This is a genomic window from Bradyrhizobium sp. 2S1 (assembly GCF_011516625.5).
Taxonomy (GTDB): Bacteria; Pseudomonadota; Alphaproteobacteria; order Rhizobiales; family Xanthobacteraceae; genus Bradyrhizobium; species Bradyrhizobium septentrionale.
Genome location: NZ_CP147717.1, coordinates 3,655,161 through 3,675,604, shown reverse-complemented (window position 1 = coordinate 3,675,604; position 20,444 = coordinate 3,655,161). Strand labels below are relative to the sequence as shown.

The 20,444-nt window shown below is 64.3% G+C and carries 14 protein-coding genes; 7 read left to right on the top strand and 7 right to left on the bottom strand.

Annotated features, from left to right (window positions below; genetic code table 11):
- Positions 1 to 160: 160 nt before the first annotated feature.
- The gene (locus tag HAP54_RS17265; protein ID WP_166302013.1) at positions 161 to 1,540 is read left to right on the top strand and encodes a leucyl aminopeptidase family protein; all 1,380 of its coding nucleotides are present in this window, start codon (positions 161 to 163) and stop codon (positions 1,538 to 1,540) included.
- Positions 1,533 to 2,375, top strand: a complete 843-nt coding sequence (locus tag HAP54_RS17260; protein WP_166302010.1) for an NlpC/P60 family protein — start codon at positions 1,533 to 1,535, stop codon at positions 2,373 to 2,375. Before HAP54_RS17265 ends, HAP54_RS17260 begins: the two co-directional genes overlap by 8 nt.
- A gap of 206 nt (positions 2,376 to 2,581) precedes the next feature.
- Here HAP54_RS17260 and HAP54_RS17255 read toward each other — a convergent pair whose 3' ends face one another.
- From HAP54_RS17255 to HAP54_RS17230, 6 genes are all read right to left on the bottom strand, one after another.
- Positions 2,582 to 4,207: an ABC transporter ATP-binding protein gene (locus tag HAP54_RS17255; protein WP_166302007.1), complete on the bottom strand. Its 1,626-nt coding sequence runs from the start codon at positions 4,205 to 4,207 to the stop codon at positions 2,582 to 2,584.
- Between the two features lie 3 nt (positions 4,208 to 4,210).
- Positions 4,211 to 5,395, bottom strand: a complete 1,185-nt coding sequence (locus HAP54_RS17250; RefSeq protein WP_166302004.1) for an ABC transporter permease — start codon at positions 5,393 to 5,395, stop codon at positions 4,211 to 4,213.
- A complete protein-coding gene (locus tag HAP54_RS17245) occupies positions 5,395 to 6,504 on the bottom strand; it encodes a microcin C ABC transporter permease YejB (RefSeq protein ID WP_166302001.1) in 1,110 nt (369 codons plus the stop codon). Before HAP54_RS17245 ends, HAP54_RS17250 begins: the two co-directional genes overlap by 1 nt.
- A gap of 3 nt (positions 6,505 to 6,507) precedes the next feature.
- Entirely contained in the window at positions 6,508 to 8,382 is a 1,875-nt protein-coding gene (locus HAP54_RS17240; RefSeq protein WP_166301998.1) for an extracellular solute-binding protein, read from the bottom strand.
- A 16-nt stretch (positions 8,383 to 8,398) separates the two neighbouring features.
- Positions 8,399 to 10,300, bottom strand: a complete 1,902-nt coding sequence (locus tag HAP54_RS17235; RefSeq protein WP_166301995.1) for an extracellular solute-binding protein — start codon at positions 10,298 to 10,300, stop codon at positions 8,399 to 8,401.
- 215 nt (positions 10,301 to 10,515) lie between these two features.
- Positions 10,516 to 11,064 carry a c-type cytochrome gene (locus HAP54_RS17230; RefSeq protein WP_166301992.1) on the bottom strand — a complete coding sequence of 183 codons (549 nt, stop codon included), beginning with the start codon at positions 11,062 to 11,064 and terminating at the stop codon, positions 10,516 to 10,518.
- Between the two features lie 200 nt (positions 11,065 to 11,264).
- Between HAP54_RS17230 and HAP54_RS17225 the strand changes: the two genes are divergently transcribed.
- Together HAP54_RS17225 and HAP54_RS17220 are read left to right on the top strand one after the other, a co-directional pair.
- Positions 11,265 to 12,005: a 3-deoxy-manno-octulosonate cytidylyltransferase gene (locus HAP54_RS17225; protein WP_166301989.1), complete on the top strand. Its 741-nt coding sequence runs from the start codon at positions 11,265 to 11,267 to the stop codon at positions 12,003 to 12,005.
- 33 nt (positions 12,006 to 12,038) lie between these two features.
- Entirely contained in the window at positions 12,039 to 12,899 is an 861-nt protein-coding gene (locus HAP54_RS17220) for a prephenate dehydratase (protein ID WP_166301986.1), read from the top strand.
- A gap of 143 nt (positions 12,900 to 13,042) precedes the next feature.
- Here the strand turns inward: HAP54_RS17220 and HAP54_RS17215 are convergent, their stop codons facing one another.
- On the bottom strand, positions 13,043 to 14,065 hold the full coding sequence (locus tag HAP54_RS17215; RefSeq protein ID WP_166301983.1) for an LLM class flavin-dependent oxidoreductase: 1,023 nt from the start codon (positions 14,063 to 14,065) through the stop codon (positions 13,043 to 13,045).
- Positions 14,066 to 14,455: 390 nt separating this feature from the next.
- On the opposite strand from HAP54_RS17215, the gene metF reads away from it, so the two are divergent.
- The 3 genes from metF to maiA all read left to right on the top strand — a co-directional run bounded on the left by metF (position 14,456) and on the right by maiA (position 20,031).
- On the top strand, positions 14,456 to 15,370 hold the full coding sequence (metF, locus tag HAP54_RS17210; protein ID WP_166301980.1) for a methylenetetrahydrofolate reductase [NAD(P)H]: 915 nt from the start codon (positions 14,456 to 14,458) through the stop codon (positions 15,368 to 15,370).
- Between the two features lie 3 nt (positions 15,371 to 15,373).
- A complete protein-coding gene (gene metH, locus HAP54_RS17205) occupies positions 15,374 to 19,225 on the top strand; it encodes a methionine synthase (RefSeq protein ID WP_166301977.1) in 3,852 nt (1,283 codons plus the stop codon).
- A gap of 146 nt (positions 19,226 to 19,371) precedes the next feature.
- Positions 19,372 to 20,031 carry a maleylacetoacetate isomerase gene (maiA, locus tag HAP54_RS17200; RefSeq protein ID WP_166301973.1) on the top strand — a complete coding sequence of 220 codons (660 nt, stop codon included), beginning with the start codon at positions 19,372 to 19,374 and terminating at the stop codon, positions 20,029 to 20,031.
- The last annotated feature ends 413 nt before the right edge of the window (positions 20,032 to 20,444 follow it).

Below are 20,444 nucleotides of genomic sequence, written 5' to 3'. Positions count from 1 at the left end.
GTGCCAGCAATAGACTGTTAACCCTAACGTCTGGTTAACTGGGCACTCAACCAGCGGGCCCGGTTCCGTTTCCGCACGTCGCGTGAACCGCTCGTGCGCTACCATCCACCGCGAAAGGCGTGTAGTAGCCACCCACGACGCCAGAACAGCCGAGAGCCGCATGCCATCCGTGTTCGAGACCGCAACCGCCACCGCCGTCACACCGATCACCTTCGTCACCAAGTCGACATGGGATGCGGTCCGGAGCGAACTGCCGGCGGCGGCGCGCCAGTTCGCGGAGGCGAATGGCTTTGAGGCCAAGCCCGGCAAGTCCCTCGCCTTGCCGGCCGCCGACGGCAGCATCGCGCAGGTGCTGTTCGGCCTCGAGGACGCCAGTGGCCGATCGCCCGATCCATTCAGGGCCGGCGCCCTGCCCGGCCTGCTGCCGCCGGGCGTCTACCGCTTCGCCAACGCGCCGCATGACACGCGGCTCGCCGCGCTCGCCTTCGCGCTCGGCTGCTATCGCTTCGCTCGCTATGGCACCAACAAGACGCCGGAGGTTCGCCTGGTGCCGCCCGACGGCATCGATGCCGCCGAGATCACGCGGATGGCGGATGCGGCGGCGCTGGCGCGCGACCTCATCAACACGCCGTCCAACGACATGGGGCCGGCCGAACTCGCCGAGGTGGCGCGCGATCTGGCAACACGGTTCGACGCCGACTTCACTTGCATCAGCGGCGACGAGCTGGCGCAGAATTTTCCGCTGATCCACGTCGTCGGCATGGCATCGACCCGCGCGCCGCGGCTGATCGACCTGAGCTGGGGGGATCCGGCCCATCCGAAGGTGACGCTGGTCGGCAAGGGCGTCTGCTTCGACACCGGCGGGCTCGATCTCAAGCCGTCCAGCGGCATGCTGTTGATGAAGAAGGACATGGGCGGCGCCGCCAATGTGCTGGCGCTGGCGCAGATGGTGATGGACGCAAAGCTGAAGGTGCGGCTGCGCGTGCTGATCCCGGCGGTCGAGAACGCGGTTGCCGGCAATGCGTTCCGCCCGCTCGACATCTTCAGGTCGCGCAAGGGCATCACCGTCGAGATCGGCAACACCGACGCCGAAGGACGGCTGGTGCTCGCTGACGCGCTGGCGCTTGCCGACGAGGAGCAGCCCGATCTGCTGGTCGATCTGGGCACTCTGACCGGTGCGGCGCGCGTGGCGCTGGGCCCGGATTTGCCGCCGTTCTACACCAATGACGAGACGCTGGCCGGCGACGTCGCAGCCCATGCGAAGCGCGAGAACGATCCGCTGTGGCGCATGCCGCTGTGGCCGGCCTACGATGCATGGCTCGACTCCAAAACCGCCGACATCACCAATGCACCGTCAGGCGGTTTCGCCGGCTCGATCACCTGCGCGCTGTTCCTGCAGCGCTTTGTCGAGCAGGCGAGAAGCTGGCTGCATGTCGACATCTACGGCTGGACGCCGTCCGCAAAGCCCGGCCGCCCCGAAGGCGGCGAGTGCCAGGCCGCGCGCGCAATCTATAAACTGTTGAGCCAGCGCTATGCATGATGTCAGACTGACGCCGGCCCGCGACGAGGTCGCCGCAAAATATCTGGAGGGCAAGGTCAAGGCGGCGCGCTTCGTCGACGGCGAGATATTCGAGGTCAGCGACGCCATTGCCCCGTTGCGTCATGCGCCAGCGGCCGATGCCGAACAGATGACGCAGGCGCTCAAGGGCGAGCGCGTCACGGTGTACGATCGCAATGGCGAAGGTTGGGCCTGGGGTCAGCTCGCCGATGACGGCTATGTCGGATGGATCCCCGAGGCCGCGCTGACCAAGCCGGGCGCCGCGCCGACACACAAGGTGGCGGCGCTGCGCACGCTGGCGTTTCCGGGGCCGTCGATCAAGCTGCCGCCGGTCGAGGCGCTGGCGATGGGCACGAAGCTTGCGATCGTCCGCGAGGACGGTCCGTTCGCGGTGAGCCGCGAAGGCTGGCACCTGCCACGCCGGCATGTTGCGCCGCTCGATGCAATGGCAGGTGACTTCGTCGCAATCGCCGAGCAATTCGTCGGCACGCCCTATCTCTGGGGCGGCAAATCGAGCCTTGGCATCGACTGCTCCGGCCTGGTGCAGATCGCACTGACCGCCGCCGGCACCGGCTGCCCGCGCGACAGCGACATGCAGCAGGAAGGGCTCGGCCGCGAATTGACCGCGGCGGAATCAAAGCATCTGCAACGCGGCGACCTGATCTTCTGGAAGGGCCATGTCGCGATCGTGCGCGACGCGACCACGATCGTGCACGCCAACGCGCATCACATGGCAACGGCAGTGGAGAACACGCACGCCGCCATCGCGCGGATCAAGGCCGCCGGCAGCGAGGTGGCGGCGATCAAGCGGCTATAAGCAAATCCATCCCCGTCATCCTGAGGAGCGCGAAGCGCGTCTCGAAGGATCGACGGCCCCACTCGGGCCACGCATCCTTCGAGGCTCGCTCCGCTCGCACCTCAGGACGACGTGGAGCTACGTCGCCACCGCCCCTTACCGTCGGCTTCCAGCCGTAGGATGGGTAGAGCGCAGCGAAACCCATCCTACAATGGCTACAGGGTTCGCTACGTCGCCACCGTCCCCTCGTCGGCCGCTTCGATGCGGAAGGCGGCGGCGAACAGCGCGCGGGTGTAGTCGCTCTTCGGGTTCTTGAAGAGCTCGGAGGCCGGCCCCTCCTCCTCGACCTTGCCGGATTTCATCACGATCAGATGGCTCGCGAGCGAGGCCACCACGCGCAGATCGTGCGAGATGAACATGTAGGTGAGGTCACGCTTGCGCTGCAGGTCGCGCAGCAGGTCGACCATCTGGGCCTGGAGCAGCATGTCGAGCGCACTGGTCGGCTCGTCCAGCACGACGAAGTTCGGCTCCAGCACCACCGCGCGCGCGATCGAGATGCGCTGGCGCTGCCCGCCGGAGAATTCGTGCGGATAGCGGAAGCGCCACTCGGGATCGAGGCCGACATCCTTGAGCGCCTTGATCACCCGCACCGCGCGCTCCTCGCGCGACAGCTGCTTCTGGTGCACTTCAAGTCCCTCGGCGATGATGTCGGCCACCGACATGCGCGGGCTGAGCGAGCCGAACGGATCCTGGAACACGATCTGCATGTCGAGGCGGAACGGCAGCATCTGCTTGAAGCGCAGGCCCTGGATATCCTTGCCGAGGAACACGATCGGACCATCAGAGGAGATCAGCCTGAGCAGCGCGAGCCCAAGTGTGGTCTTGCCGGAGCCGGATTCGCCGACCACGCCGAGCGTCTCGCCCTTGCGCACAGCGAGACTGACGCCATCGACCGCCTTGATGTGGCCGACGGTCGAGCGCAACAGCCCGCGCTTGATCGGAAACCAGACCTTGAGATTGTCCGTCGATATCACGACCGGCGCATCGGGCTGCGGCGGCGCCGGGTCGGGCTTCGGCTCGGCCGCCAGCAGCGCCTTGGTATAGGCGTGCTTCGGCGCGGTGAAGACCTGCTCGACCGGGCCCTGCTCGACGATCTTGCCGCTGTTCATGACGCAGACCGTGTCGGCGATACGGCGGACGATGCCGAGGTCGTGGGTGATGAACAACAGGCTCATGCCGAGCCGCGCGCGTATCTCCGCCAGCAAGGCCAGGATCTGCGCCTGCACGGTGACGTCGAGCGCGGTGGTCGGTTCGTCCGCGATCAACAGATCGGGTTCGTTGGCGAGCGCCATCGCGATCATCACGCGCTGGCGCTGGCCGCCGGACAATTGGTGCGGATAGCTCTTGAGCCGTGTCTCCGGCTCGGGGATGCCGACCTGGCCCAACAGCTCCAGCGTCCGCTCCCGTGCCGCCGCACCGCTAATGCCGCTGTGCAGCGACAGGATCTCGCCGATCTGCGATTCGATGGTGTGGAGCGGATTGAGCGAGGTCATCGGTTCCTGGAAGATGATCGAGATGTCGTTGCCACGAATCCCGCGCATCTCGCGTTCCGACGATCCCAGGAGATCGCGGCCCTTGAAACGGATCGCCCCGGAGGGATGTGACGCCGCCGGATAGGGCAGCAGCCTCAATACCGACAGCGCGCTGACCGATTTTCCCGAGCCGGACTCGCCGACCAGCGCCGTGCATTCGCCGCGCTTGATCGAGAAGGAGACGCGATCGACCGCTAGCGAGCGGCCGAAGGCGACGGAGAGGTCGCTGACATCGAGCAGAGGCTGGTTGGTCGCGTCCATGCGTCAGCCCTTCGAGAATGTCTTGCGCGGATCGAAGGCGTCGCGCGCAGCTTCGCCGATGAAGATCAGGAGCGACAGCATGATCGCAACCGAGAAGAAGCCGGTGAGGCCGAGCCACGGCGCCTGCACATTGGCCTTGCCCTGCGACAGCAATTCACCGAGCGAGGGCGAGCCGGGCGGCAGGCCGAAGCCGAGGAAATCCAGCGCCGTCAGCGTCATCACCGAGGACGAGACGATGAAGGGCAGGAACGTCATGGTCGCGACCATGGCGTTCGGCAGCAAATGGCGGAACATGATCACGCGGTTGGAGACGCCGAGGGCGCGCGCCGCCTGGATGTATTCGAAGTTGCGGCCGCGCAGGAACTCGGCGCGCACCAGGCCGACCAGCGAGACCCATGAGAACAGCAGCAGGATGCCGAGCAGGATGAAGAAGCCCGGCGGCAGCACCGCCGAGATGATCAGCAGCAGATAAAGCGAGGGGATCGCGGTCCAGATTTCGATGAATCGCTGGAAGCCGAGATCGATCCAGCCGCCGAAATAGCCCTGCACGCCGCCCGCGGCGATGCCGATGATCGAGGACAGGATGGTCAGCGTCAGGCCGAACAGCACCGAGATGCGGAAGCCGTAGATCAGCCGCGCGACGACGTCGCGGCCCTGGTCGTCGGTGCCGAGCCAGTTATACTCGAGGTCGCGGCAGCCGGTCAGGCCCTTGCGCTTCACCACGTCCTTGCACTGCGCTTCGGTCAGGAGCCAGGTCGGCTTCGACGGCACCGCGGTCGGCGGGTCGAGGTTGCGGCTGTCGTAGGAGTAGCGGATCGGCGGCCAGATCATGCTGCCGCCCTTGGCGGCGATCTGCTTCTGCAAGTACGGATCGCGATAGTCGGCCGCGGTCTCGAAGTCGCCGCCGAAGGTGGTCTCGGCGTAGGTGAACACCACCGGCCAGTAGAGACGGCCGTCATATTTGACGACGAGCGGCTTGTCGTTGGCAATGAAATTGGCGAACAACGACAGCACGAACAGCACGAGGAAGATCCAGAACGACCAGTAGCCGCGGCGGTTGGCCTTGAAGTTCTGCCAGCGGCGCTTGTTCAGCGGCGACGGCGCAAAGCCGTGACGCGTCGCGGGCACCGCCTCGCCGAGCGGCGATTCCGTCGTGGTTTCGACGGGCTGGGGCGCGAGCATCGTCATCAGACCTCCCGCGCCTCAAAGTCGATCCGTGGATCGATCCACATATAGGCGAGGTCGGACAGCAGATTGACCACCAGTCCGACCAGCGAGAAGATGAACAGCGTTCCGAACACCACCGGATAGTCGCGGTTCAAGACGCTCTCGAAGCCGAGCAGGCCGAGCCCGTCGAGCGAGAAGATGGTCTCGATCAGGAGCGAGCCGGAGAAGAACGCGTGGATGAACGCGCTCGGGAAGCCCGCGATCACGATCAGCATGGCGTTGCGGAAGATATGGCCGTACAGCACCTGACCCTCGCTGCAGCCCTTGGCGCGCGCGGTCATCACATATTGCTTGCGGATCTCGTCGAGGAACGAGTTCTTGGTGAGCAAGGTCATGGTGGCGAAGGCGCCAAGCGCCATCGACACCAGCGGCAGCGTCAGATGCCAGAAATAATCGATGATCTTCCAGTACCAGGGGAACTGCGCCCAGCCGTCCGAAGTCAGACCGCGCAGCGGGAAGATATTGAGGAACGAGCCGCCGGCGAACAGCACGATCAGCAGGATCGCGAACAGGAAGCCCGGTATTGCAAAGCCGACGATGATCACGGCCGAGGTCCAGGTGTCGAACCGCGAGCCATCCTTCACCGCCTTGCGGATGCCGAGCGGGATCGAGATCAGATAGGTCAGCAGCGTCATCCAGATGCCGAGCGACATCGAGACCGGCAGCTTTTCCTTGATCAGCTGCAGCACGCTCACGCTGCGGAAATAGCTGCTGCCGAAGTCGAAGCGCGCAAAATTCCACACCATCAGCGCGAACCGCTCCGGCGCCGGCTTGTCGAAGCCGAACTGCACCTCGAGCTTCTTGATGAAATCCGGATCGAGTCCCTGCGCGCCGCGATATTTCGAGTTGGTGGCACCGGCTGCGCCCGCGCCCTGGCCGCGCTGCGCGCCGAAATCGCCGCCGCCACCCGACACGCGCGAAGTGCCGCCGGTGTCGGCGCCGTTGATCTGCGCGATGACGCGCTCGACCGGCCCGCCTGGCGCGAATTGCACGACCACGAAGGAGACGAACAGGATGCCGAGCAGCGTCGGCAGCATCAGGAAGATACGTCGGGCGATATAGGCGCTCATCGGCTATTTCTTCGCCTGTTCGAGCTTTGCGGCCTTGGCCGCATCATACCACCAGTTCTCTGGCGCCCCGACGCCCTGGGTATATTTCGCCAGCTTCTCGGTATGACCGAACTGGTCCCAATAGGCGACCGGATGCGTGTTGCGGTACCATTGCGGCACCCAGTAACGGCCGGCGCGGAACACGCGGTCGAACGCACGGCAGGCAATCGTCAGCTCCTGGCGATTATTGGCGCCGATGATCTTCTCGATCAGGGCATCGATTGCGGGATTGGCGATACCTGCGAGATTGTAGGAGCCCTTGGTCTTCGCCGCCTGCGAGGAGAAGAACGGCCGCATGCTGTCGCCAGGCGTCGCCGAAAAGTTGAAGCGCTCCATGGTCATGTCGAAGTCAAAATCTTCCACCCGCGCGCGGCGCTGCACGGCGTCGACGAGGCGGAATGTAGCCTCGATGCCGAGCGTGCCGAGGTTCTTGATATAGGGCCCATGGTGCGGCTGCAGCGAGGGCTCATCGTTGAGGAATTCGATGGTGAGGGGCTCGCCGTTCGGCAGCACGCGCTTGCCGTCCTTGATGACGCAGCCGGCCTCGTTGAGCAGTTGTACCGCCTTGCGCAGCAGCGCGCGGTCCTGGCCGGAGCCGTCGGACATCGGCGGCACGAAGGGCAGGCCGAACACCTCGTCGGGCACCTGGCCGCGGAACGGCTCGAGCAGCGCAAGCTCTTCGGGCGGCGGCGGTCCCTCGGCTACCATGTCCGAATTCTGGAACGGCGAGACGGTGCGCGCGTAGGCATCGTACATGATGGTCTTGTTGGTCCACTCGAAGTCGAAGGCGTAGATCAGAGCCTCACGCACGCGTGGATCCTTGAACTTGTCACGGCGGGTGTTGATGAACCAGCCTTGCGCGCCGGACGGCGTGTCGTCGGGCAACGTCTCGCGCTTGACGCGGCCATCCTTCACGGCGGGGAAATCGTAGCGCGTCGCCCAGACGCGTGCGGTGAACTCCTCGCGGAACAAATAGCTCTTCGAGGTGAAGCCCTCGAACGCCACATCGCGGTCGCGGTAGAATTCATAGCGCACGGTGTCGAAATTGTAGCTACCGCGATTGACCGGAAGGTCGGCGCCCCACCAGTCCTTGAGGCGGTCGAATTCGACGTAGCGGTTGACCTCGAACCTGCCGACCTTGTACGGCCCCGAACCGAGCGGCGTATCGAGCGTCGATTCCTCGAACGATCGTGCCGCGTAATAGGCCTTGGAGAAGATCGGCAGGCCCGCGACATAGAGCGGCACGTCGCGGGCGCGGCCCGCCGCGAAGGTCACCACCACGGTCGCGTCATCGGGCGCCTCGGCCTTGACGAAGTCGCGCAGCTGCACCTGGATCAGCGGGTGACCTTTTTCCTTCAGCGTGTTGAGCGAGAAGGCGGCGTCCTGCGCCGTCAGCTTGGTGCCGTCATGGAAGCGCGCCTCGGGACGCATGGTGAAGCGATAGGTCAGCTTGTCCGGCGAGATCTGCACCGACTTCGCGGCATAGCCGTACATCGCGTCGGGCTCGTCATTGGCGCGCGACATCAATGTCGCGAACGTCATGTCCATGCCCTGCGCGCCTTCGCCCTTCAGGACATAGGCGTTCAGCGAATTGAAGGTGTAGTAGGACTGGTTGTAACCGCGCACCCACGGAATCACCGAGAACGCGCCGCCCTTCGGCGCCTTCACATTGATGTAGTCGAACTGCTGAAAATCTGCCGGATATTTCAGGTCGCCGAACACCGACATGCCGTGCATCTCGGTTCCGTTATCGGCTGCCGTCGGCGCAGCACGAAATCCTGCAGCACTCAACGCACCGATGCCGAGACCGAGTGCGTGCCGACGGGAGAATAGCGCCATGCGCGAATCCTTAATCTTATGAACGCTTGAGCTTGGCCGCCCTGTCGGAGTCGTACCACCAGATCGCCGGGAATCCCGATTGGCCATACTTAGGCAATTCTGCCGGACGGCCGAAGCGATCCCAGCGCGCTGTACGCACCTTCGGATAATTCCACTGCGGAACGACGTAATGGTTCCACAATAACACGCGATCGAGCGCCTTCGTCGCGGCAACGAGATCTTCGCGATCCGTCGCAAAAATCACCCGCTCGATCAGCTTGTCGGTCACCGGGCTCTTGATGCCGGCAATGTTGCGCGATCCGGCGTTGTCTGCGGCCTTCGATCCCCAGTATTCCCGCTGCTCGTTCCCGGGTGACAGGGATTCTCCCCAAGACGCGACGACGACGTCGAAATCCCAACTGCGAAGCCGATTCTCGTATTGGATCGGGTCGATCGTGCGCACGGTGATCGAAAACCCGAGCCGCTCGAGTGCCGGCTTATATGCCAGCATGATCCTTTCGAAATTCGGATCCTCACTCAGAAGTTCGATGGAGAACGGCTCTCCGCTCTTGGAATCCACGAGCTTCCGGTCTCGTACTTCATAGCCGGCCTCCTTGAGCAAGCGTGATGCTTCGCGGAGATTTTCGCGGACGGCCTCGGGATTGCCACCGACCGGGTTCGTATAGATCGTTGTGAATACTTCGGCTGGCAGCTGATCACGCATGGATTCAAGGATGGCAAGTTCCTTGCCTTGCGGCAGCCCGGTCGCCATCAACTCCTCGGCGCCATCAAAGTAGCTGGTGATGCGCTTGTATTGGCCGAAGAACAGCAGCTTGTTGACCTCCTCGAAGTCGAACGCGAAATTCAGAGCGCGGCGAACACGCGGATCGCTGAATTTGGCGCGACGCTGATTCGGGACAAAGGCCTGCATGATGCCCGAACTGCGGTTCGGAAACTCTTCTAGCACCACACGCTTGTCGGTGACTGCCGGAAAATTATAGGCGGTCGCCCATGCCTTCGCGCTGTTCTCCAAACGCCAATCGATCTGATCGCCCTTGAATGCCTCGATCGCAACCGTCGGATCCCTGAAGTATTCGTAGCGCAGTTCGTCGAAGTTGTTGCGCCCCACATTGATTGGGAGGTCGAGCGCCCAATGATCCTTGACGCGTTCGAGAACCACTGTCCGACCTGCGACGAACTCCTTGATGCGATAGGCTCCCGATCCGAGCGGCTTCTCCAGCGTCGTCGCGGAAACATCGCGCTTGCGACCCTCGCTGTCGGTGCCTTCCCACCAGTGCTTGGGTAGAACCGTCAGTTCGCCCACGATCTGCGGCAGCTCTCGATTGCCCGGCATGTCGAACGTGAACTTCACGTCGCGATCACCGATCTTCTCGGCCCGAACCACATGGCTGTAATAGGCCGAGTACATCGGATGATGCTTCTTGAACGCATCGAGCGAGAAGATGACGTCATCCGCGGTGACAGGCGTGCCGTCATGCCATTTGGCTTGTGGACGAAGACGGTAGATGACGTACGAAAAATCGTCGGGATAAGTTGCAGACTCCGCGAGCGCGCCATACTGGGTCGAAACTTCGTCGAGCGACTGCATCATCAGGGGTTCGTAGACCAGCGCGACCGCACCTGCGATCGCGCCCTTCACGCCCGAAACCACCACGTTGAAATTATCGAAAGTGCCGATCGCAATCTGGCGAACGGCGCCGCCCTTGGGCGCAACCGGATTGACATAGTCAAACCGCTTGAAGTCGGCCGGGTATTTGACATTACCGAACAGCGACAGGGCGTGCCGCCATTTTAGTCCATTCGAGGCATCGTCAGCGAGCGCCGGTGTGACCGCGCCAGTGCCGGAACCGAAACCGAGCGCCGGAGCCATTGCCGCCAGTGCGCTGCCTTGAAGGAGGTGTCGTCGGGTGATCGCCAAATTCGCTCTTCCTGCTTGCGGCCCCGCTTACATGGGACCCAATATAAGGCAACGGTTCGACAAATTACGTTGCTTTTTCCTCATGATAGTCGCCCGGGAACAATATCGGTGCGGCGAAACGTCCCGATAACAACCCCGCGACAACGGATTCCCCATGCGAAAACGGCCAGGCATTGCCTGGCCGTTTCATCCACATGCTTGCGCGAAGCAAATCGTTACTTCGAAGCGGTCGGGATCGGAGCCGGATGCTCCGAGTTCGAATTGAGATAGGCGATGATGTCGGCGCGCTCGCTGTCCTTCGGAACGCCGGCGAAGCCCATCGCGGTGCCCGGAACGAAGCCCTTCGGGTTGGTCAGGAACTTGTTGAGGTCGTCGAAGCTCCAGGTACCGCCCTTGCCCTTCATCGCCGCCGAGAAGTTGAAGCCGCGGCCCTCGCCCTTGGCCTCGTTGACGACGCCGAACAGGTTCGGACCGACACGGTTGGGACCGCCCTTCTCGAAGGTATGGCAGGCCTGGCACTTCTTGGCGGCCGCCGCGCCCTTCTCGACCGAGGCGGTCTGCAGCAGCTTCTCGATCGGCTCGGATGCGGCCGCAGCCGCCTCGCCGCCACCGCCATGGGACTCTTCCTTCACCGCGATCTCAAAGCCCGGCTTTTCCGGCAGCTTCGCGGAAAACACCGATCCGGCGGCAAAGCTCATCACCAGGACGACGATGCAGGTGCCGAGAAGCGCACCGAGAATTTTGTTGAGTTCGAAGGAGTCCATTTCGGGTCAGGCTCCGGGCCTTGAATGTCGACTTCAGGCCGGGAATACGGCCGCGGGGAAAGACCTGGGAATCGGCCTTATCGCACCGCCCCAAGCAGGGTTGAGATATCGGTTTGCCCGCGCTCTGGCAACCCGTATAAACGCGCCGAATTCAACCTCCTCCCCGCCAATTTCCGCAGGCCGGACGGGCCCCGACACGAATGACCCAACCCCGCACCCTGGTGCTGATTCCGGCCCGCATGGCCGCCACCCGACTGCCCGGCAAGCCGCTGCTCGATATCGCGGGCGCGCCGATGATCGTCCACGTGCTGCGGCGGGCCGAGGAGGCCGGGATCGGCCGGGTCGCGGTCGCCACCGACACGGCCGAGATCGCTGAAGCGGTGAAGGCAGCCGGCGGCGAGGTCGTGATGACCCGCACTGAGCATCCCTCCGGCTCGGACCGGATTCATGAAGCGATGACAATCCTCGACCCGGACGGCCGTGCCGAGATCGTGGTCAATCTGCAGGGCGATTTCCCGACCATCACCCCTGAGACCATCCGCAGCGTGATGCCGGCGCTCGACGATCCCGCGGTCGACATCTCGACCCTGGCCTCGCGCATCCATACCGAGGAGGAGGATCGGGCCCCCAGCGTCGTCAAGGCGGTGGGCTCGCCGATCGGGGCAAATCGTTTGCGCGCGCTGTATTTTACCCGCGCCACCGCGCCCCATGGCGACGGACCGCGCTACCATCATATCGGCCTCTACGCCTACCGCCGGGCCGCGCTGGCGCGCTTCGTGGCGCTGCCGCCCTCGCCGCTGGAGCAGCAGGAGAAGCTCGAGCAGTTGCGCGCGCTGGAGGCCGGGATGCGGATCGACATCACCATCGTCGACACCGTCCCGCGCGGCGTCGACACCCCGGCGGATCTCGAAACCGCCCGCAGAATACTTTCCAAAGCCTGACCGGGTGCTAAAAGGCGCCGCAGGAAAGAACCCATGACCAAGAAGCTGAAAATCGCGTTCCAGGGCGAACCTGGCGCCAATTCCCATATCGCGATCGTCGAGGCCTATCCCGACGCCGAACCGATGCCTTGCGCGACCTTCGAGGACGCGCTGGCTGCGATCACCTCGGGCGAGGCCGATCTCGGCATGATCCCGATCGAGAATTCGGTCGCCGGCCGCGTCGCCGACATCCACCATCTGCTGCCGGATTCCGGCCTGTTCATCGTCGGCGAATGGTTTTTGCCGGTCCGCCACCAGCTGATGGCGGTCAAGGGCACCAAGCTCGCCGACATCAAGAGCGTGGAGAGCCACGTCCACGCGCTCGGCCAGTGCCGGCGCATCATCCGCAAGCTCGGCATCAGGCCGATCGTCGCCGGCGACACCGCCGGAAGCGCCCGCGATATCTCCGAGCGCGGCGACAAGAGCGTGGCGGCGATCGCCTCCCGCCTGGCCGCCGATATCTATGGCCTCGACATTCTCGCCGAGGACATCGAGGACGAGGCCCACAACACCACCCGCTTCGTGGTGCTGGCACGCGAGGCCAAGTGGGCGGCTCAGGGCTCGGGGCCGCTGGTCACCACTTTTGTGTTCCGGGTGCGCAATTTGCCCGCCGCGCTCTACAAGGCGATGGGCGGCTTTGCCACCAACGGCGTCAACATGACCAAGCTCGAAAGCTACATGGTCGACGGCAATTTCTTCGCCACACAATTCTATGCCGACGTCGACGGCCATCCTGACGACCGCGGGCTCGCCTTTGCGCTGGAGGAATTGAAATTCTTCTCGCGCGAATTCCGCATCGTCGGCGTCTATCCCGGCCATCCGTTCCGCGCGACGTTTAGCGAGAAGGCGGATTGAATCGCACGCGCTGTCCTCCATACGTCGTCCCGGCGAAGGCCGGGACCCATAACCACCGGCCTTCGTAAGCGGCACGGCGACAACCAGTTTGCTCAATAACTAAAGCCGCGGCGTATGGGTCCCGGCCTGCGCCGGGACGACGATCATGATGCGGCTGCCTTCTTCTGCAGCCCGAACGCCTCGGCCAGCAGGTCATACGACTTCTTCCGCGCGTCGTGATCGTAGACCGCTGATATCACCATCAGCTCGTCCGCCTGGCTTGCCGCGATCAGCGGCTGCAGCTTGGTCATCACGGTCGCGGGACTGCCGACGAATAATCGGGCGCGGTTGCGCGCGATCGAGGCACGCTCGGCGTCGGTGTAGGGATAGGCTTGCGCCTCCTCGACGCTCGGCAACGGCAGATATTGACCGCGGTCGCGGCGCAGCCGGTTGAGGTCCATCGACATCGCGAGCTGCTCGGCCTCCGCATCGGTCTCCGCCGTGACGGCGGCGACTGCGAGAATCGCCTGCGGCGTCGCGCGCCAGCCCGACGGCTTGAAATGTGCGCGATAATTCGTCATCGCCGCGACAGCGTCATGGGTCGCGAAATGGTGCGCGAACGCAAAGCCCATCCCGACCTGCGCGGCGAGCTCGGCAGAATAATCGCTCGAGCCGAGCAGCCAGATCGGCGGCAACGGCGAATCATCCGGCATTGCCACCACATTGTTGTAGGGATGGCCGGCCGGAAAATCGCGCGTCTCCCACAAGGTCAGCTCATGCAGCCGCTCGAGGAAATCGTCGCCCTCGCGGCGATCGAGCCGGCTGCGCAGCGCGTAAGCCGTGGCGCCGTCGGTGCCGGGCGCGCGGCCAAGCCCAAGATCGATGCGGCCGGGAAACAGCGCCTCCAGCATCTTAAAGCGCTCGGCGATCACGAGCGGAGCATGGTTGGGCAGCATCACCCCGCCGGAGCCGACGCGGATATGCTGCGTCACCGCCGCGATCTGCCCGATCATCAGATCGGGCGCCGGGCTCGCGACGGAAGCGAGGTTGTGGTGCTCGGCCAGCCAATAGCGTGTGTAACCGAGAGCATCGACATGGCGCGCCAGATCGATGCTGTTGCGGAGCGCAGCGGCCGGCTTGGTACCGGTGGTGACGACGGACAGATCGAGGACGGAGAGCGGAATCATGGCAGTCAACCTAGTGTGACGCCACGAGGCGACAAAGGCCCCGGCCGCGCAGGGCAGTCCCGCACCGGAAGGTCGGCGCCAGCCGCCACGGTTTTTGGGACGAAATGCAACGATTCATTGACACAGCCAGCTGCCCATAGCTGTTTTTGACCTCCAACCAATCGCAGAACATAGTTTTATCTATATATTTCAATTAATTAATTGCATCATCATCAAAGAGAACACATTGCCCACTATTGGCTATTGATGGTCAATTTTTGCCACCCCAACGCATCCAATGGGCAATTTCCCATATCCGATGGGCTGTTTGATCCAACCCGTTTGGCCTATCTTACGCAGATCATATCCAGGCCAGACGTCTGCCCTCCAGTTGCGGAGCCCTTGCGTATCATGACCGAGACGATTTCCTCCGTGCCGAACGGGTATCGTGCGCCAAAGACGCCGAAAATCTCCTTCGAGTTCTTCCCGCCGAAGACCGAGGAGATGGAGCGCAATCTCTGGGAGACCATCAACCGGCTGGCGCCGCTGACGCCGAACTTCGTCTCGGTCACCTATGGCGCCGGCGGCTCGACCCGCGAGCGCACCCATTCCACCATCACGCGCATCCTGCGCGAGACCGATCTGCTGCCGGCCGCGCATCTGACCTGCGTCAGCGCCTCGCGCGGCGAGATCGACGACATCGTCGACCGCTACCATGAGGTCGGCGTCCGCCACATCGTGGCGCTGCGCGGCGATCCGCCCGGCGGCATCGGCACGCCCTACTTCACCCATCCCGACGGCTACCAGAGCTCGGCCGAGCTCGTCGCCGCCATCAAGCGGCGCCACGCCGACATCGAGATCTCGGTGTCCGCCTATCCCGAGAAGCATCCGGAAGCCGCTGACTTCGACGCCGACATCGACACGTTGAAGGCCAAGGTCGACGCCGGAGCTGCGCGCGCGATTACCCAGGTGTTCTTCGACAACGACCTCTACCACCGCTATGTCGACAGGGTGCGGGCGCGCGGCATCGAGATTCCGATCGTGCCGGGCATCATGCCGATGCACAATTTCAAGCAGGCCCGCAATTTCGTGACCCGCGCCGGCACCAGCGTGCCGGACTGGCTCGCCGAGAAGTTCGAGGGCCTCGACAACGACGCCGAGACCCGCAAGCTGGTCGCGGCCACCGTCGCCGCCGGTCAGGTGCAGAAGCTGTTCAAGCACGGCGTCGACACCTTCCACTTCTACACCATGAACCGCGCGGACCTCGTGTTCGCGATCAGCCATTTGCTCGGCATCCGGCCGAACGGTGCCCAGAAAGCTGCCTGACACATGTCCGTTCCCGTTTCTCTCAAACGTAACGCTTTGCTCGCGGCTGCCCGCGAGCGCATCCTGGTGCTCGACGGCGCCATGGGCACGATGATCCAGGGCCTGCAATTCGACGAAGCCGCCTTCCGCGGCGCGCGCTTTGCCGACTTCCACCGCGACATCAAGGGCAACAACGATCTCCTGATCCTGACCCAGCCTGACGCGATCACGGACATCCACGCCGCCTATCTGCGCGCCGGTGCCGACATCGTCGCGACCAATACCTTCTCCTCGACCTCGATCGCGCAAGCCGACTACGACATGTCGGACCTCGCCTATGAGCTGAACCTGCAGGGCGCGCGGCTCGCCCGCACCGCGGCAGAACGGGTGAGCGCCGAGGACGGCAAGCCGCGCTTCGTCGCCGGCGCACTCGGCCCGACCAACCGCACCGCCTCGATCTCGCCCGACGTCTCCAATCCAGGCTATCGCGCAGTGACCTTCGACGACCTGCGCAAGGCCTACGGCGAACAGGCCAAGGGCCTGCTCGACGGCGGCGCCGACCTGCTGCTGGTCGAGACCATCTTCGATACGCTGAACGCCAAGGCGGCGCTGTATGCGATCTCCGAGATCATCGAGGAGCGCGGCATCGACGTGCCCGTGATGATTTCCGGCACCATCACCGACAAGTCCGGCCGCCTGCTCTCCGGCCAATTGCCGGAGGCGTTCTGGCATTCGGTACGGCACGCCAGGCCCATCACGATCGGCTTCAACTGCGCGCTCGGCGCCGAAGATCTGCGCGCGCACATCGCCGACATCGGCCGCGTCGCCGACACGCTGGTCTGCGCCTATCCGAACGCCGGCCTGCCCAACGAGTTCGGCCAGTATGACGAGACGCCGGACTACATGGCGCGGCTGATCGGCGAGTTCGCCGCCGCCGGCCTCGTCAACATCGTCGGCGGCTGCTGCGGCACCACGCCCGACCATATCGCCGCGATCGCCAGGGCCGTCGCCCCGCACAAGCCGCGCGTGGTGCCTGACATCGAGCCGCTGCTCAAGCTCTCCGGCCTCGAGCCGTTCACGCTGACCGACGCGATCCCGTTCGTGAACGTCGGCGAGCGCACCAACGTCACCGGCTCGGCGCGCTTCCGCAAGCTGATCACCGCGGGCGACTACACCGCGGCGCTGCAGGTGGCGCGCGACCAGGTCGAGAACGGCGCCCAGGTCATCGACGTCAACATGGACGAGGGCCTGCTCGATTCCGAAGCGGCGATGGTGACGTTCCTCAACCTCGTCGCCGCCGAGCCCGACATCGCCCGCGTGCCGGTGATGGTCGACTCCTCGAAATTCCATGTCATCGAGGCCGGCCTGAAGTGCATCCAGGGCAAGCCGATCGTGAACTCGATCTCGATGAAGGAGGGCGAGGAGAAGTTCCTGCACGAGGCGACGATTGCAAAACGCCACGGCGCCGCCGTGGTGGTGATGGCGTTCGACGAGACCGGCCAGGCCGACACGTTCGCGCGCAAGACCGAGATCTGCAAGCGCGCCTACGACATCCTGGTCAACCGGCTCGACTTCCCGCCCGAGGACATCATCTTCGATCCGAACATCTTCGCGATCGCGACCGGCCTTGAGGAACACAACAATTACGGCGTCGATTTCATCGAGGCGACGCGCTGGATCCGCCAGAACCTGCCCGGCGCCCACATTTCCGGCGGCGTCTCCAATTTGTCGTTCTCGTTCCGCGGCAATGAGCCGGTGCGCGAGGCGATGCACTCGGTGTTCCTGTATCACGCGATCCATGCCGGTATGGACATGGGCATCGTCAATGCCGGGCAGATGATCGTCTATGACGACATCGACCCCGAATTGCGTCAGACCTGCGAGGACGTCATCCTCAACCGCGATCCGGGTGCTTCCGAACGGCTGCTGGCGCTCGCCGAGAAATTCCGCGGCAAGGAGAAGCAGACCAAGGAGCAAGATCTCGCCTGGCGCGAATGGCCGGTCGAGAAGCGGCTGTCGCACGCCCTGGTGCATGGCATCACCGAGTTCATCGAGGCGGATACCGAGGCCGCCCGCCAGAACACCACCCGCCCGCTCGACGTGATCGAAGGTCCGCTGATGGCCGGCATGAACGTGGTCGGCGACCTGTTCGGCGACGGCAAGATGTTTTTGCCCCAGGTCGTGAAATCGGCGCGCGTGATGAAGCAGGCGGTCGCCTATCTGATGCCGTTCATGGAGGAGGAGAAGGCGCGCAACCTCGCCAACGGCATCACCGGCGGCCGCAACGCCGCGGGCAAGATCGTGCTCGCGACCGTGAAGGGCGACGTCCACGACATCGGCAAGAACATTGTCGGCATCGTACTCCAGTGCAACAATTTCGAGGTCATCGACCTCGGCGTCATGGTGCCGGCCAACAAGATCATCGAGACCGCGAAGGCCGAGGGCGCCGACATCATCGGCCTGTCCGGGCTGATCACGCCCTCGCTCGACGAGATGAGCTTCCTCGCCGGCGAGCTGGAACGGCAGGGCATGAACCTGCCGCTCCTGATCGGCGGCGCCACCACGAGCCGGGTGCATACCGCTGTCAAGATCGACCCGAACTATCCGGGCGGCCCGGTGGTGCATGTCAACGACGCGAGCCGCGCCGTCGGCGTTGCCTCCTCGCTGCTGTCGGCCGAGAAGAAGCAGGCCTATGCCGCCGAGGTGCGCGCCGAATACGCCAAGATCTCGACGGCGCATTTCCGCGCCCAGGCCGACAAGAAGCGGCTGAAGCTTCCTGCTGCCCGCGCCAACAAGGTCGCGATCGATTTCGCCGCGGCGCCGCCGAGGAAGCCGACGTTCTTCGGGCTGAGGAGTTTTGACGCCTACGACCTCGCGGAGCTCGCCCAGTACATCGACTGGACGCCGTTCTTCCAGACCTGGGAATTGACCGGCCGCTTCCCGGCGATCCTCGACGATCCCAAGGTCGGTGAGGTCGCCCGCTCGCTCTATGATGATGCGCGCACGATGCTCGATCGCATCATTGCGGAGAAGTGGTTCACCGCGCGCGCCACCATCGGCTTCTGGCCCGCGAATGCCGTCGGCGACGATATCGAGGTCTATGCCGACGAGAGCCGAGCCCAGAAGATCGCGACCTTCCATACGCTGCGCCAGCAGCTCGAGAAGCGCGAGGGCCGCTTCAACGCCGCGCTGTCGGACTTCGTTGCGCCTATCGACAGCGGCGTCCCCGACTATATCGGTGGCTTCGTCGTCACCGCCGGCATCGGCGAGGACGCGGTCGCCGACCGCTTCAAGAACGCCAATGACGACTACTCCTCGATCCTGTGCAAGGCGCTGGCCGATCGGCTCGCCGAAGCCTTCGCCGAGCGCATGCACCAGCGCGTGCGCAAAGAGTTCTGGGGCTATGCGCCGGACGAGAGCTCGTCGCCGGACGAACTGATCCTCGAGAAGTACGACGGCATCCGCCCCGCGCCGGGCTATCCGGCGCAGCCCGACCATACAGAGAAGCGGACGTTGTTCGCGCTGCTCGATGCCGAGACCACCGCCGGCGTGAAGCTGACCGAGAGCTTTGCGATGTGGCCGGGCTCGTCGGTCTCGGGCCTGTATTTCTCGCATCCCGACAGCTTCTATTTCGGCGTCGGCAAGATCGAGCGCGACCAGGTCGAGGATTATGCCGCGCGCAAGAGCATGACGGTTGCCGAGGTCGAGCGCTGGCTCGCGCCGGTGCTCAACTACATCCCGTCGCAGGACGCGAAGGGACAGGCGATCGCGCCCGCCGCCACGCCCGCCAACGACGAGGAACTGGCCTCGCATCCGCAGGGCTGCACCTGCGCAGTGCACCTCGCCTGGCGGAAGAAGAAGGTCGGCGCGGGGTAGGCCTCGCCAAGACGTGTCATCGCCGGGCTTGACCCGGCGATCCATCTTCCAACAATCTTCTTGCGAAGATCGATGGATACCCGGGTCATCTGCGCGAAGACGCGCTTCGCGCTTTTGCCCGCGCATGACGAGCGGAGTGAATTCCCATGCAATTCTTCTCCTTCTGGCGGTCGCTGGCGAGCTTTCGGGTCCGGATCGCGCTCAATCTGAAGGGCGTGCCGGCCGAGGTCGTGTTCGTCGACATCGATGCGGACGCGCATCGCGCCGATGCCTATCGCAAGATCAATCCGCAGATGGCGCTGCCGGCACTGGTGACGGACGATGGCGCGGTGCTGTTCCAGTCGCTCGCGATCATCGATTATCTCGACGAGACCTACCCAACCCCGCCGCTGCTGCCACCCGATCCGCTTGGCCGCGCCCGGGTGCGCGGTCTGGCGCTGATCGTCGCCTGCGAGGGCCATCCGCTGCTGACGCCGCGGGTGCGCCGCTATCTCGATCGCGAGCTCGATTTGCGCGACAGCCAGCAGAATGCCTGGCGGCGGCACTGGACGGTCGAGACGCTGGCGGCGCTCGAGGGGCACCTCGCCGGCCACAAGGCCACCGGCCAGTTCTGCCACGGCGACACGCCGGGCCTCGCCGACATCTGCCTGGTCGGCCACGTCACCGCGGCGATCAACCAGCAAATCAGCCTGTCGCCCTGGCCGACCGTGAAGCGCATCCACGAGACCGCAATGGCGCTGCCGGCGTTCGCCAGGGCGCATCCGTCCGCGCAGCCGGACACGCCCGAGGCGATGCGGGCGAAGTAGTGGGCGTGCTCTCAATACCGTCATCCTGAGGAGCGCGCTCTTGCGCGCGTCTCGAAGGATCGACGGCCCCGCTGGTGGCCGATTCATCCTTCGAGGCTCGCTCCGCTCGCACCTCCAGCGACAAAGGCGAAGCCTTTGCGCGGGGATGACGGCGTTGGGTTCGGATTCGAATGTCAAACAGCTTGTTCGGTGTCATCGCCCGGCTTGACCGGGCGATCCAGTATTCCAGAGACGCTGCTGCTTGAGCCGAGAGGCCGCGGCGTACTGGATCGCCCGGTCGAGCCGGGCGATGACAGATGAGGATGAGGATACAGCTTCGCATTCTCGCGACATGAATTGTCCGAGCTTTGCTCTTCGTCTCGCCCTCTCTTGAAGAGGGCGCAGGGAAAGCCGGGTGCCGATCGCACCCATGG

Bases quoted from the DNA above. Each gene is read 5' to 3' on its own strand.
- HAP54_RS17265 (WP_166302013.1), top strand. From the start codon at position 161: ATGCCATCCGTGTTCGAGACCGCAACCGCCACCGCCGTCACACCGATC.
- metF (WP_166301980.1), top strand. From the start codon at position 14,456: ATGACCGAGACGATTTCCTCCGTGCCGAACGGGTATCGTGCGCCAAAG.
- HAP54_RS17220 (WP_166301986.1), top strand. From the start codon at position 12,039: ATGACCAAGAAGCTGAAAATCGCGTTCCAGGGCGAACCTGGCGCCAAT.
- HAP54_RS17245 (WP_166302001.1), bottom strand. From the start codon at position 6,504: ATGAGCGCCTATATCGCCCGACGTATCTTCCTGATGCTGCCGACGCTG.
- HAP54_RS17225 (WP_166301989.1), top strand. From the start codon at position 11,265: ATGACCCAACCCCGCACCCTGGTGCTGATTCCGGCCCGCATGGCCGCC.
- HAP54_RS17240 (WP_166301998.1), bottom strand. From the start codon at position 8,382: ATGGCGCTATTCTCCCGTCGGCACGCACTCGGTCTCGGCATCGGTGCG.
- HAP54_RS17215 (WP_166301983.1), bottom strand. From the start codon at position 14,065: ATGATTCCGCTCTCCGTCCTCGATCTGTCCGTCGTCACCACCGGTACC.
- HAP54_RS17230 (WP_166301992.1), bottom strand. From the start codon at position 11,064: ATGGACTCCTTCGAACTCAACAAAATTCTCGGTGCGCTTCTCGGCACC.
- HAP54_RS17250 (WP_166302004.1), bottom strand. From the start codon at position 5,395: ATGACGATGCTCGCGCCCCAGCCCGTCGAAACCACGACGGAATCGCCG.
- HAP54_RS17260 (WP_166302010.1), top strand. From the start codon at position 1,533: ATGCATGATGTCAGACTGACGCCGGCCCGCGACGAGGTCGCCGCAAAA.
- metH (WP_166301977.1), top strand. From the start codon at position 15,374: ATGTCCGTTCCCGTTTCTCTCAAACGTAACGCTTTGCTCGCGGCTGCC.
- HAP54_RS17255 (WP_166302007.1), bottom strand. From the start codon at position 4,207: ATGGACGCGACCAACCAGCCTCTGCTCGATGTCAGCGACCTCTCCGTC.
- maiA (WP_166301973.1), top strand. From the start codon at position 19,372: ATGCAATTCTTCTCCTTCTGGCGGTCGCTGGCGAGCTTTCGGGTCCGG.